A 15,169-nucleotide genomic window follows, 5' to 3' on the forward strand; every position below is an offset into this window, starting at 1 on the left:
AGACTGTAGTGATAAACTCTTCAACGGGCATGACTGAAACCTTCTTTTTTGCTTTTTACTGCTTTTAATAGCAGAAAGCAGGTTCAGTCATGTCTCCTTATGCAAACCTAAAAGTCGCACATGGCGTGTTTTCACTGTAATAGTGATGTATTCCATCGATGAAACCATCCAAATAAGCACTACATTCTGAATAGTCATACTTTCTTCTCATCTCTAGCTTATTACGACTAGCATTTAGTATGCTTCTTAGTAATTGACTTTCGTCGTTAGAAATCTTGAATTCATAGCGCTCTATATATCTAGGCCATTCGATTTCTTCTGCCCTCGCATATGACCTTTCTGCAAAATATCTATCTGTAAGTTGCTCAGAGATATCGAAATCTCTCTCCTGAATAACTGTCTGAAGAACTTCGTGAGCATTGTGTTTTTTTGAACAACGGTTATGACATGTCAATACATTTAGTGCTCTGTAACTCTCTTCTGATACCGATACTGTAAAACGGGAAAACTTACCTTCACGGGTACTTTTACCCTGCAATTCATCTTTTTGTTCAACTAAGCTGGAATGTAGAGTCGGTACAACAGAATCCATTTCACTTAACCATATATTGATAAACAGATCTTATATCTAGCTTAAAAAGTGTACTGATGTTGATAAATTCATCATCCCAGTTTTATGAAATGAGAGCACAAACAAAACCATGCTCCATTTCATAAAACGTTAGATGGGCAAAAACCTCCGTTACAGTACTGATTCCTTCAATGCGTTAAGCATTTTTTCCGGTGTAATGTGCCAGTCTCTGACCCAGACTCCGGTGGCGTCATGGATAGCGGATGCAATCGCGGGCGCTGCTGCATTCACGCTGATTTCAGAGACAGACTTGGCACCATAAGGGCCTACCGGGTCATCGCTGGGCACCAGTATTGCCTGGAAGTCCTCTGGCAGATCACCAACCATTGGCGCACCATAGTCGGCAAAGTTGGCATTCACGACACGCCCCTGATCGTCATACTGAATGGCTTCCTGCAGCGTATGACCAATCGCTCTCATGCTGGCACCGTAGATCTGACCAAGCGCCAGTTCCGGGTTGATGGGTGTGCCGCAATCCAGCAGCGCATGGAACTTGCGCAGCGATACCTTACCGGTACGGGTATCCACCGCCACTTCGGCAAAGTTGGCACCGTATGGGAAGGCAAACTCACTGGTAATAAAGCTGCCCTGCCCCATCAGCTGACCGCATCCGGTACCACTTTCGGCATAGTGAGCAATTTCTCCGAAACTGATGGAACCCTTCTTGTTATGGACAGAGCTACGAACCACACCAGGGTATTCCACAATCAGCTCTTCCACTGGCTCTTCCAGCAGATGGGCTGCCGTTTTCAGAACCTTGCCGCGCAGATCCTCTGCGGCCAGACGAGCGGCGTTACCGGAGAAGCAGGTACCACTGGAAGCATAAGCACCCTTATCAAACAGACAGTGGTCAGTATCACCGGAGATTACATGGATATCAGCCAGTTCGGTGCAGAGCACTTCAGCGGTCAGCTTGGCAACCACCGTATCCAGACCAGTACCGATATCAGCACCGCCAGAGTGCACAATCAATGTGCCATCAGACGCCAGCTTGACCCAGGCATTGGCCTGATCAATATCCGGAATACCGGACTTCTGCTGCATGGTGGCAATACCACGGCCAATCTTGATGTGTGGATTTTCCGGTTCTTCCTTCGGGGTTCCCCAGCCAAATCCGGCGGCACCCTGCTCAAGGATTGGCCCCAGGGCACAACTGTAGGCAGTGGGCACTTTGGATGGCAGTTTGCCTTCACCAACCTTGCCCAGCAGATCCAGCTTCTGGCCTTCTCTTACCCGGTTCTTCTCGATCATCTCCAGATGATCAATACCCAGGGCATCGGCCATTTCAGCCACAATCATCTGTACAGCGAAGTTACCCTTTGGACCACCGTATCCCTGGTAAGCACCGGTAGGCACGATATTGGAATAGTAAGTGTCTACCTTGAAGCGAACGTTAGGGCATGGGTACAGTGGCAGAGAGATCGCCGGTGCATTACAGGGTACGGTCAGGGCATGGTTGCCATAAGGGCCGGTATTGAAGCGGAAGTTCACATCAAACGCGGTGATGGTACCGTCTTTCTTCGCCCCCATCTTGATATCAATTTCAGCCACATGTCGTGTAGAGGTCGCAATAAACTCCTCTTCACGTGTATGACGGAACAGAACAGGGCGACCGGTAGTGTGTGTGGCAAAGGCGCAGACTTCTTCGACCAGAATGTCCTGCTTGGAGCCAAAGCCGCCGCCCAGACGCTCCTTGATTACATGCACCTTATGCTGCTTCAGACCAAGAACAATGGCAATCTTGCGACGGACATGCCATGGCACCTGAGTAGCTGCACGGACAACAATCCGGTCACCTTCCATATAGGTGTAGCAGAGGTGCTGCTCAGGAGGCAGTTGTTGAGACTGACGTGACTGATAAGTCCGTTCCAGAATCATATCCGCTTCGGCAAAACCCTGCTCAATATCACCGATTTCACCATGACCACGGGCAGCAATGTTCTTCTTGGGATCGCCACCAAAGGGGAAGTTGAAATGAATCTTGCCATCACGGAGATCAGAGATTTTGTTCTGCTCATCCAGATCATCCGGTGCGCCAACGCTGTAGCTGATCACACCGTTATGCACGACAGGTGCATCTTCCGCCATGGCTTCCTTGATAGAGAGCACCGGCTTGAGCACTTCATACTCAACCTTAATGGTCTTCAGAGCAGCTTCTGCCTGCTCTTCCGTTTCGGCAACTACCGCAGCAACACGGTCACCGTAATGCCGGACCTTCTGGCCAAACATACGACGATCCAGAGGAGAAGGTTCGGGTGCAGTCTGGCCACCAGGTGTGTAATACACGTCTGGGCAGTTGCGATGGTCAAATACGGCAACAACACCAGGCATCGCTTCGGCTTCGCTGGTATCAATACGGGTAATGTAGGCATGGGCATGAGGACTGCGCAGCATCTTCAGGACACAGGCATCCGGTGCGACAAAATCCTCAACAAAGCAGGGTTCAGCCTTGATGGAACGGGCTGCGTCCACTTTGCCACCGGGCTTACCGACCTGACGATTCTCTCCGGCAAAGGAAGGCACACTGGTAGCAACGTAGTCAGGATCTGATAGACGCTGACGGGCAATGTCGACCGCATCAAATACCTGCTGGTAAGCACTCTCACGCAGGAAGATGGACGACATTACATCGGTAATTTCGGCTTTGGTGGGGTTCGGGCTGCGCTTGAACAGGTCAGTAATCAATAACGCCAGTGCAGGATCGTTGTAGCCGGACTGAATAACACCCGCATCGATCAATGCTGACTGTACCGGACTCAACTTGCCATATTCATTCAGAGATTCAGGCGTAACCACTTCCCGGCCATCGAGCTGGGCTGCAATCAACAGGGATGCGTTGACAGAACAGCCATCCAGCAAAATAGTATCGGAACCGGCAAAGCCGTAGCCATCATCACTGTTACGGACAGCTCGCATGCCCAGTCGCTTCAGCAGTACCTGAACATTTTCACCGGCTTCTGCCTGAATCGCTTTCTGCTTGCCATTGAGGGTAAAGACGATTTCCACGATCAGTTACTCCGTCCATTAAACTCTTCCACCAGCAGGCCAACCAGGACACTGCTGAGATGACGCTTGTACTCGGCACTGCCAAGGAAATCAGTTTCAGGGAAGACTGATTTTCCAACGGCCTCTTCAATGGCTTCACGCCCCTGCAGCCCCTGATCAGCAAGCAGGGCTTCTACGTCATGAAGTCGAATGGTTTTTTCAGCAACACCGGCCAGCGCAATACCAAACTGCTGCTTGCCATCTTTAACGTTCACCGCCAGGGATACGCTGACGATTGGCAGACCTGCACAGCTCTTAACCACTTTCTCACTGCGGCAATAGTCCACACTGGCAGGGATGATAACTTTGGTGATTAATCCGTAGGGTTTTTGCTGCCAAGCCTCAACGGTCATGCAGCCACCTTCTGCAACTTCAACTTCTGCATCCATGGCCAGCAGTGCAGGAACAACCTGGCAAGCTTTCAAATTGGCAGCAATTTCGCCACCGAGAGTAATCTGGTTACGCATATTACGGCTGAAGATCAGGGCTGCAGCTTCCCGCAGGCCTTCAGGCAGTTCAGGACTGTCGATGACCTGCTGAAGTGTGGTCAGCGCGCCAAGCTCCCACCCTTTATCGGTTTGCACAATACCCTGCAGACCAAGACGGGAAAGACTGATGGCAATGGTTTTATCCGTCTTCATCGGCGCAGCATTCAAACGTGCACCACTGGCCATATACACGGCCTGATCACCATGCTGCTCTTTCATGGCCAGAGCCTCTTGAAGAGACTCTGGCTGCAAAAATTCCCTGATCATATTGTTTGCCTTTTCTATACCGGAAGTTATATCTACAGGATCATGGATCTCTTTTTTCCGCAGCATAATTCAGGCCAGAAGGTAGCCTTGGTATGAGGAGGTAAGCAGTGAATAAGAAAAAAATGACTTATGGCAAATCTGTTCCGGAAAGTTTTCACAAACTCTTAAGCCAGTGATAAATCCAGCATCCTATTGTTACGGTTGCCATCCGAATACCTGGAAATATCGCTACATGAACACTGTAATTATCAGAATGATGCATCATTCTGATAATCACGTGGATCTGAAACAAAATCCTGCGAACATATTCAAAATACCAATCGTGCTTTCTAACTACCGTAATCAACATAGTGATATGGACGCCTGAACAATGCAGAAGGACGAGTAATAATGGGGCTATTTATGCTCTTGGGTATTGCGAGGGATCCCAACGCAGGACTAGCGTCCATATCACCAGCGCAATGGCGTAATTAGAAAGTACGATTGGTATAACAGAGAAGGGAAAATCAATACATATTGAAGGAGAGAAGATAGGATGTTGCGAAACTCAAAGCGAACCTCTCAGCCAGAATTTCACAACAACCTCACACACGCGATAACGAGATTAGCCGCCTGTCTTATATGCCAAAGATAATAAACTTAAGTGCGAACATAATGGCCAGAGCCCATACACTGATACTGACTTCTTTAACTCGTCCGGCCAGCAACTTGATGACTGGGTAGGCGATAAAGCCCAGGGCAATACCATTAGCAATGGAGAAACTCAACGGCATCATAATAGTCGTGATCACAACAGGACCCGCTTCGGTCAGATCGGACCAGTCCATCGCGCCCAGGCTTCCGGTCATGAGAACAGCTACATACAGCAGAGCACCGGCAGTTGCATAACCGGGAACCATGCCTGCCAGCGGAGAAAGGAAAAGAGTCAACAGGAAAAGCAGACCAATGAATACTGCAGTCAGGCCAGTACGACCACCGACAGCAACACCGGAAGCACTTTCGACATAGGTGGTCACCGTAGGAGCACCAAATACCGCACCAACCCAGGAGGCAGTACCGTCAGTCACCATGGCCTTGCTCATGTTTTCCATCTTGCCGTTTTCATCAGCAAGGCCGGCTTTATCACCAACCGCAATCAGCGTGCCGGTGGTATCGAACAGGTTGACAAACATGAAGGCCACGATGACACCGATCATATCGGGGTTCAGAGAGCCCATAATGTCGAGCTTGGCAAAAATGGGTTCAATACTGGGAGGAAGGGAAACAATGCCGGTAAACTGAACCTGTCCGGTAAAGAGAGAGATCAGCGTTACCACGGCAATAGAGACCAGTACCGCTGATTTCATCTTGCGGTAGCTCAGGGCAAGAATGAGGAACAGGCTGAGACTCGCCATGACCTGGGCAAAACCGGTGATATCACCAAGACCAACAATGGTGCCGGGATTAGCCACCACAATACCGGCTGACTTGAGTCCAATCAGAGCAAGGAACAAACCGATACCAGCGGTAATACCAATTCGCAGACCTTTGGGAATGCTGTCAACGATCCACTCCCGGACTTTGAAGATACTCAGCAGCATAAAGCCGATACCCCCCCAGAATACGGCACCCATCGCCTGTTCCCAGGAGTAGCCCATGCCCAGAACCACGGCATAAGCAAAGAACGCGTTCAATCCCATACCTGGAGCCAGGCCTACAGGCCAGTTAGCGTAAAGCCCCATGGCAATACAGCTGATGGCGGAGATCAGACAGGTAGCAACAAACAGTGCTCCCCGGTCCATGCCTGCAGCAGACAACATTTCCGGCACAACAAACACCACATAGCACATGGTGATGAAGGTGGTACATCCCGCCAGCGCTTCCATCTTCACGGTTGTCCCGTGCTGCTTCAACTTGAAAAGTCGCTCCAGCAAAGAGTTGTCGTGAGACCCTGCATTCTTCTCTATGGAAGACTGGTCAACATCGGTATTTAGCATGATTTCCCCCAAAGGCCGGTTGTGTGGGAGAAACCCTCAAAGGCTCTCCCCCGGCTTATGACTGATTATTTTTCAGCTGAGACTGTCCATACCTTTCCACAAACGCCGTGCCGCTTTCCGTGCTTCGGCATAAATTTCGTTGACATCAAATGGATAGCAACCGTCTTCCAACACAACGGCGCCATCAACAATAACGGTTCTCACACCACTGCTGTTCATTCCGAATGCCAGATGGCCCGGCAGGTTTTCTGCCTGCAGCGGTGTTGGGCTGTTGTAATCGTAAATGACCAGATCCGCCTGATAACCCGCTTCCAGTCGACCAAAATGACCACCGAAGTTTCTTTCCAGCAAGCGGTTACCGTTATTGAGGAACTTAACGAAACTGTCAGGCCACAGTGGACCACCGGCGTCACGGTGCTTGAAGAAAGCAAACTTCAGTTCTTCAAACATATCGCTGCCAATACCGTCTGTACCCAGAGCAACGTTTTTATAAGACGTGAGTTTTTCGTTATAGCCCACATGGTTATTCATGTTGGAGCGTGGGTTATGCACCAGGAAGGCATCTTTCTCATTGAGTAATTCAATATCAGAATCCGCCAGATAGATGCCGTGCCCTATCAGGGTCTTGTCGTTGATCAGGCCAAAACTGTCCAGACGCTGAATCAGCTCCTGCCCATAATGATGACGGCTCCAGGTCGCATCGTACTTGTCTTCTGCAACGTGGATATGCAGGCCTCGACCGGTTTCACGTACCGCATCGGACAACATGCCCAGTCCATCATTGGAAACCGTGAAAGGTGCATGGGCGCCAATATGAGCTTCTACCAGATAAGGTTCATCCCCCCTGACTTTGGCACTGCTTACCAGGTTGGCAAATTCAATGTTCTCCCGAACACCGGCTTCAAGCTCTTTAATACCGCCATTACGGTCAGTGGTTTCAAAACAGGTCATGCCCCGCAGGCCTGCTTTGAGGAAAGCCTTCCGCAGTGTATTCAGGGAGCCTTTGATATAGGAGGGAGAAGCATGGTGGTCAATAACAGAAGTACAACCGGCCTTGATGGCATCCAGTGAGCAGATCAGGCCACTATAATAAAGAATCTCCTCATCAATGGCCCGATCCACTTTCCACCAGAGGTTCTTCAGCGTGCTGACAAAATCAGGACAGGGTTTAATGTCAGCCATTACGCCCCGGGAAAGGCCGGAGTAGAAATGGTTATGGCTGCAGACAATACCCGGCATCACTAAACGACCGGCTGCATCAATAGTTCTGGTCGCCTTGGCACGATCCACCTGAGAGCCGACTTCCACAATTTTGTTGCCATCCACCAGAATATCCACCCCTTCGGTGACTCTGGCAGGTTCAAACTGAACAGCGGTGGCATTTTTTATCAGTAACATACAACATGTCCTTATTCTAAAGGAACGCTTCCCGCCTCCCGCTGCCCGTAGCCCGAAAAAGCAAGGTGTGCTTATGCTTTTGCGGGAGGCGGGCAGCGGATAGCGGGCAGCAGTCTTATGGATAGACCTTACCCAGCAGATAAGCGTTATTCAGGTAGACATGACTGATGATCCTGCACAAATCATCCTGTCCTCGGGGGATCTCGCTCAACTCGCCCATCACATTAATGGACATCTTGTTGACCCGCTCTTTTCCATCAGAGCCTGCACTGCGCAGCCAGACCATATCGTCCTGAACCAGGAAGCCGCTGTTGGTGCTGTTTTCAAAGTCCTCCATCAGACTGAAGACTGTGAACTTCTCTTTATAAGGCTTGCTTTCCCAGTTACAGAACTGGGCACAGTTGCCACATTCGTTGCAGTAAGCATCCAGGTGCAGAATCTGGTACTTCTCTTTAAAGCCCGGAATTTCAACAGCCACATTTGCACGGTTCGGACAGACATCCACACACTTGTTACAGATGTGGTTGCACTCAAGGCAGCGCTCACCTTCCTGGCGGGCAAAGGCTTCCACATCGTCTGCAGGCACAGAGCTCATGGGAATCAGGCCGCGGCGGGCACGAATCACTTTCTCATCAGCCACAGGTACTTCAGTGCTCTTGTATTCAAAAGAGTGATGAACCAGTGCCTGGTTGCGGGCAATGGCGGTATCCGTTGCTCTTCTGGCTTCATCAATACAGCGAACCACAGTGGATGGACCAGTATGCGCGTCACCGATCAGGAAGACATTGCTGACGCCAGTCTCTTTGGTCTGACGATCAACAGCGGCCCAGCCATCGGTACCCAGTGGGATACCCATCTTGTTCAGCAGCTCGGAATCCGCCTGCTCACCAATCGCGGTAATAATCGTATCAACCGGCAGTGTGCAGGTTTCTTCGGTGGCCACAGGACGGCGGCGACCACTGGCATCCGGCTCACCCAGCTTCATGATGCGGCAGGTGAGCATACCCTCTTCCGTCATGCTTTCAGGGTTGGTCAGGAACTGGAAGCGGGCACCGTCTTTAACGGCATTGCCATACTCTTCGCGGTCAGCTGGCATTTCCTCTTCAGTACGGCGGTAGAACACACGAACTTCTTCTACTCCAGGTACTTTCAGGGCAGCGCGCGCACTGTCCATGGCGGTATTACCACCACCAACCACCACCACTCGCTTGCCAAGCTTGATGGTTTCTGGTGCTTCATTGAACTGGCGAAGGAACTGCAGGGATGGCAATAAACGACTACGATCGCCTTCCAGTGGCATCCGGTTACCCTTCTCGGCTCCGATACCCAGGAAGACATAATCAAAGCCGCTGTGTTTCAGATCCAGTACATCCAGCTTTGGATCGCAGCCAAACTCGAACTGCACACCATGGGCTCTGACAAAATCGATGTCCTGCTGAATCACTTCGGCAGGGATACGGAAGTTGGGCAGGACATTACGAATGATACCGCCGGCATCTCTTTCTTTTTCAAACACCACCACCGGGAAGCCGGCACGGGCCATGAAATAAGCGGCAGACAAACCCGCAGGGCCAGCACCGATAACAGCACAGCGAGCAGTCTGCTCCTGAGCAGGTTTCTGCCAGGCGGCCTTGTAATCATCCCAGCCTTTTTCCATGGCAATCCGCTTCATATCACGGATACGAACAGCGCCTTCGTAATCTTTACGGGAACAGCTGAACATGCACTGATGGTCGCAGATATGACCGGTAATACCTGGCAGCGGGTTCTTGTCATAAATCAGGCTGAGGGCCTGCTGGTATTCACCATTAGCGACCAGCTGAATGTACTCAGGTGCATCCTGACCAATGGGGCATGCCTGCTTACAGGGAGCAATGGTGCAATCGGTCAGTGGTGAGGTTGCCTTCTGGCGCACAGGGGTTTCGTGCCAGTTCTTTTCAGTGTACTCATCAGCGGTTAACGCTTTGGCGGCCAGTGTTTCCAGGGCAGCAACATCAACAGTTTCACGAGCCCAGCTGTCGCACTCTTCCAGCGCCAGAGCGCAGTCACGCAGACGCATATAGCCACCGGGCTTCAGCATCTCGGTTGCCATGGTGATTGGACGGATACCGGTATTAAAGATATCAGCAACATTACCTTTCCAGGCACCGCCGGAGTAAGACATAGGCATCTGGCCATCAAATTCACGGGCGATAACGGCCGCAAGATTGATGGTCAATGGGTAGAGTGAGCGGCCAGACATATACATCTCATCGCCAGGCAGACGTCCGCGATTATTCACACAACCCAGAGTATTCGAGAGTTTGACCCCAAAGCTCAGCCCCAGGTCAGCACCGGTTTTGCGGAGCCGGTGCAGCATGGGGATTGCATCTTCCATCTGCAGGTCATGGCTGAAAGACTCTTCTTTCAAACCAATGTATCCAAAGCCTCTGTCGTCCAGAACCTTACGTACATAGGCGAAGCCCAGCAGGGTTGGGTTCAGTTTTACATAAGTATCAATATGCTTTTCTGTCATCATGTAATGACAGATCGCTTCGATTTCGTGGGGAGGGCAACCGTGCATGGTTGAGAGAGTGACGGAACGAGCTATCTTACCGGAGATTCGATCAACGGTTGCCAGCAGTGAATCCACCCGGTCTTTGCACTGGAAGGTTTCCTGAACGGCTTCGCTCTTCAGCCATTCCCGGGCAATGTCCTGGTATTGGGCAAACTTCTCATGACCACTGCTGTCCATCATATTATCAATGAAGGTCTGCATGGGTACGGTCTTGATGCCCTTGAGGTCGTAACCGACACTCATATTAAAGATAAAGCTCTTTTCACGACCAGATCCCATTGCAGGATCAAACATCTCTTCCAGCACATGGAGAACCACCCAGGCTTTCAGGTATTCATCATACGCTTTTGGCAGGGTAAATTCGGTAGACCATTCGGTGTTGTAACACTCATCTTCCGGATCGATACAGGGCTTTTCGATCTCCAGAGTGTCCATGATCTGCACGGTTTTCAATTCGATAAAACGACCACCGGCTGCCCAGGAGGCAATGATGTTCTGTGCCAGTTGAGTGTGTGGACCAGCAGCAGGACCTACAGCAGTGGATGCCGTTTCTGAACAGACCTTGATGTTCTGGTCATTCTTTTTGCGAAAGAGCAGGTCTGCCCGGATACCAAAGAGGGATTGGCTGCTTTTGTACTCTCCATGGATTCGGTCCAGCATTTCCCTCAAAGGGACAGGACGCATGATATCACCCATTGTCGAAACTCCTCATCCTCAAGATTCTCAAGCTTTCTTGGAAAGTCAGCGGCTGCCACCCTTAAGTAGCTAACCATATGAAATCAGATATTTCTGACCTCCTTGTTCAGGCACTCTGCTGCGTTGCAACTCCGGTTACATAGCTAAGGCTATGCTCCCTCCGTTGCGTCTTGCATAGCACTTGCCCAAGTAGCCTGAAATATTCGATTCATATGGCCAGCTACTTATGCCTTTTCTAGGCAAATCCTCAAAGGGCTTCGTTTTTCCGCTTTTATCTGCCTTTCATTGCAGGCAGACGCACTTGTATAGATGCAGAGAAAAACGCAGGATTCAGGCCAGATTTGAAAAATGACCGTACCAGGAGAGTGAATACCCATTGATAAAATGACCTGAAGCAAATTTATGATCAAAAATGTTCACAAATTTTATTCTGGTATTTTTGTCCTACCCAGAAAGTCAGAATCGATAAATGACCTGAATCAATGTCTGATATTTTCACATTGGATTCGTTTTAAGGCTGTCGCTTAATAAATGAGAGTAATTATTATCTGGATGGTCGTGAAATAGCCTCCGTCTCAATAATGAGAGGGAGTTTATCATTTTGATGGATCAAGCTGAGAAAATAAAAAATAAGCTGTTCTCATATAAAAAATCATAAATTATCAATTAGGTGTCTTATAGTCTTCACCTTATATCTCGGTAAAAATGATTTGCTATTTACTCGAGATAAAACATTTTCCTTACACTGGACATATAATCCTTTACCTAAATAACAAAAACGTATTTTAACTCTCAGCAGAAGCAGTACTACTTTATATATTCAATAATAACCACTCTATAGCGGATAACTATTATCCATCTCCGGAGAAACAATAAATGACTTGATATCAGATCAATCCAGTAAAGCACCAATTCTTATTCAAAAGCTAGGAGTCCACTATGTTTGTCTGCTATTTCAACCAAATTTTTGTCCAGATATTCCCACATAATTATATAAATAGATCTCGTATCAATCATAACTTAATTTTCTTCACACCTGTTCCTACCAATCCAAAAATATTCATCTCATACCACACTAGGAAGACCTAGATAGTCCCCAAGATCGACATAGAAAATTATCATCGCAATATTATTTAAATTTTGAAAATAAATATCAGTGGAATTTATAATAAATCTAATTAATTTATGCTCTCATCAAGTTTCCATAACAGCCACTGTTTATTTTTGAAAAATACTATTATTTCCAACATTCTATTTAGGAATCTGGTCGAAATGAGTGTAGATTATGATGCTGCAGTATTTTCTGCACAAGGCGGAACAAGCTTTGAAAGTTTCAATCCTGAGGATAGCGTTGAGAGTGGAAGAGAAAGAGCTTCAGTTTTATTTGGCGGTGAAAAAAAGACAGTAGGCACATCTGATCAAGGAATATCTCTTAAAGAGTTTTCAGAAGGCTCTAAAAGCCAAACCCAGGTGGATGAAACAGAAAGGCTATTAACCGAAGTAGCTCCTAATATTACTGCTGCTGTTGTGGATCTTAGTGATGAGGATCTTGATAAACTAGAGGAGGTAATAACGAAAAAAAAATTTGAGGATACCAAGTTGTATACAATGCTTCATGAGGGTTCGAGTGATTTCCCCAGAGGGAAGCCAGAGATAAAAGACATCTATGAAAGGCTAATGCAGCTGACAGAAACTAGCTTACAGGAAATAAGACGTATCCGGAAAGATGAATTAACATGTCGTGGTTCCGATAAAGAGGTATGCAGAGTTACATCTGAGGCTTTGGTGTTTTCAACTCTTGGTCTATTTGCCGTAATTAATTTATTGGGTGTTACCGCAGATATTGACCCTTCTGCTGGAGTTATGGAAGTATTGAAAAAATTAATGGTGATACCTGCTTCTCTTTCAACACTTAGCATGTACACCGGGGGAGCACTTCAAGTTTATGATGGTTTTATGGACTGGGTAAAAGATAAGGCCAGTGAAGGAAGCGGTCTATGTGCATCACTTAATAAGTCATTCCAGTGCTGTTATGATATGAACTGTAGGGATTTCATTAAGTTAATTTTTTGGACCATTCCAAAAAACACGATTGTGGGAGGTATCGCCGTATGGTCTTCTTGGCTGGATGCTAAAAATACTGCTCTGGGTGTCAGTGATCTCGTCGTGAGATGTGGAGCCAGTGAAGGAGCTGCGAGAGGCGTTGGAATTGGATTTGGTGTAGGAACCGGTATTACGGAGTCTGCATTGCCACTTATCACACTGCCAGAATTAGCCAGAACTATCGCCGCTCCCGCCAAAGGCTTAGCTCTGGGGAGAAACTTTACTAAAGGAGAGCTTCATGAATTATTAATGCTCTTGGATCGTCTTGTTGAAAATGATGAAGGGGTGGATTCTTTAGATAGTGATCGGTTATCAGGAGTTATAAGAGACAACCTACATAGTTTTACATATGGTGAGCTAAGAAAGCTTCAGTCGCTGTTAAGAAATATTCAAGTAGATACATCCAGTATTACTGAAGAATTAAGCCAAAGAGCTTACGACAAAAATCAGAAAATTGGCGGGTTAAAGACACATTTTTATTCAGGAGGAAAACTTGTACTTCAAGGAGCATCTCTTTTAGCCACTATGTGGACAGTTGGAACACTTGTATCATCCAACCAGAAACTAAGTCATTATAACCCTCAGCTTGAAGCAAGAAACCTTACCATTGAAATGCTTCCTAATATCACATTACAGGGAAATTATACAAATCTTGCAGAACAACTAGGTATTGAGCCATTCCCTATAGCTGAAGATGTTGGAAACCTTGGCTCCTATGGTTGTATTGGCATAGCCTTATACCCTTATGTTCAGGGTTCAGCAATGATGGTATTCGAAGGATTATGTGAAATAGCACGCCAATTTTCTCCTTCTTCCTGCTTACCCAATGGAGAGTTGAGAAGAGATATAGTAGAAAATCTCAGAAAGTTTGCTTTTCAAATATCAATGGCTACTATAGGTGCCACTTTTTATGGCGCAATTGTAGCTGGTGCACAGGCACCATTTTCTGAATTAATAAACCTAGAGTCACTGCTTGGAATTGATACTTCACTGCTTCCCAGGTTCGATGAAATGGGGTACGTTGCTATTGCATTTGTCATTATGACCTTACTCCGCGGCGCTTACGTTGGTGCTGGAACAATCTGGGATCATATGCCAAAACCTTTATGCTGCAGAGGTGTAGAGGTCGTTGAAGTTGATGAAGTTGATGATGAAATTGAGTATAGAAATGAAGGCAATCTACCACTCGATGGTGATCAAACACACGGTGATGTTCTGCGTCTTCGAACTGGTGGTAATCTACCACTCGGTGGTGATCAAACACCACCGATAGATATATTGCCTCCCCCATACAGTGAATCAGTGTAGGCTGTAGATAAAAGATATTTTTCATAAAAAACCAAGAAAAGGTTCTCTATGAAAGAAGTTTATTAACTCATTCAGAAAAATATAAAACCATCGCACAATTTCGTGATTTTATTTTATGTAACATTAAATCCACGCCGCAGTGATACTTATTAGAAGCTGCATCTAGCAAGAGTAGAATCACATTGTTATTAATAAACCCTATAGCAAAGACTATTTAATTATGAAAATTCAAGAATCAGAATCATCCAACAAACAAAGCAATAGAGTTAACATACACTCAGAAACTCTAGAGAAAATAAAAAAACTAAAAGAATCATTATCCAAGATACTAGAACCTAACGTAAAAAATAAAGAAGAAATTCTAAGAAATATTTCCACTACTATTATTGAAATAATGATGATCACTGTCAAAGAACCAAAATCAAAACCAAAAGAGCAAGAGGCCATGAATGAATTATTTGAAAGTATAGACCAACAGCTCAACTCAAAAGAAAACATCAAAATCGTAGAAAGTATACTTCCTAACTTAATTAATAGCATTGAACAGGTGGAAGAAACTCTGAGTTCAAAACAGGGAATGTAATTTAAATTGTGTAAACGCTTGTCGTTAATACTCCAAAATGGAGAATAACAATGAGCGTTGAAATCAACGAAAAACTGGTAGATCAAATAGCCAGTCAGATTAAAACTCAGGATGATC

8 protein-coding genes are annotated in these 15,169 nt (G+C 47.0%); 2 read left to right on the forward strand and 6 right to left on the reverse strand.

What is annotated here, in order from left to right; translation table 11 throughout:
* Window positions 1-97 precede the first annotated feature (97 nt).
* The 6 genes from AK963_RS17500 to ygfK form a co-directional block, all read right to left on the reverse strand.
* Window positions 98-592, reverse strand: a complete 495-nt coding sequence (locus AK963_RS17500; RefSeq protein WP_066016735.1) for a hypothetical protein — start codon at window positions 590-592, stop codon at window positions 98-100.
* A 150-nt stretch (window positions 593-742) separates the two neighbouring features.
* Window positions 743-3,637: a molybdopterin-dependent oxidoreductase Mo/Fe-S-binding subunit gene (locus AK963_RS17505; RefSeq protein WP_066016736.1), complete on the reverse strand. Its 2,895-nt coding sequence runs from the start codon at window positions 3,635-3,637 to the stop codon at window positions 743-745.
* Between the two features lie 2 nt (window positions 3,638-3,639).
* Window positions 3,640-4,497, reverse strand: coding sequence for an FAD binding domain-containing protein (locus tag AK963_RS17510; protein WP_083232735.1), 858 nt, complete (start codon window positions 4,495-4,497; stop codon window positions 3,640-3,642).
* A gap of 551 nt (window positions 4,498-5,048) precedes the next feature.
* Window positions 5,049-6,407: an NCS2 family permease gene (locus AK963_RS17515; protein WP_139117484.1), complete on the reverse strand. Its 1,359-nt coding sequence runs from the start codon at window positions 6,405-6,407 to the stop codon at window positions 5,049-5,051.
* Window positions 6,408-6,479: 72 nt separating this feature from the next.
* Window positions 6,480-7,805: a putative aminohydrolase SsnA gene (ssnA, locus tag AK963_RS17520; RefSeq protein WP_066016737.1), complete on the reverse strand. Its 1,326-nt coding sequence runs from the start codon at window positions 7,803-7,805 to the stop codon at window positions 6,480-6,482.
* Window positions 7,806-7,920: 115 nt separating this feature from the next.
* Window positions 7,921-11,058, reverse strand: coding sequence for a putative selenate reductase subunit YgfK (ygfK, locus tag AK963_RS17525; protein ID WP_066016738.1), 3,138 nt, complete (start codon window positions 11,056-11,058; stop codon window positions 7,921-7,923).
* Window positions 11,059-12,330: 1,272 nt separating this feature from the next.
* Here ygfK and AK963_RS17530 point away from each other — a divergent pair.
* Window positions 12,331-14,469 carry a hypothetical protein gene (locus AK963_RS17530; RefSeq protein WP_066016739.1) on the forward strand — a complete coding sequence of 713 codons (2,139 nt, stop codon included), beginning with the start codon at window positions 12,331-12,333 and terminating at the stop codon, window positions 14,467-14,469.
* A gap of 220 nt (window positions 14,470-14,689) precedes the next feature.
* Window positions 14,690-15,052 carry a hypothetical protein gene (locus AK963_RS17535; RefSeq protein WP_066016740.1) on the forward strand — a complete coding sequence of 121 codons (363 nt, stop codon included), beginning with the start codon at window positions 14,690-14,692 and terminating at the stop codon, window positions 15,050-15,052.
* Window positions 15,053-15,169 lie beyond the last annotated feature (117 nt).

It is taken from the genome of Endozoicomonas atrinae (assembly GCF_001647025.1).
Classification (GTDB): Bacteria; Pseudomonadota; Gammaproteobacteria; order Pseudomonadales; family Endozoicomonadaceae; genus Endozoicomonas; species Endozoicomonas atrinae.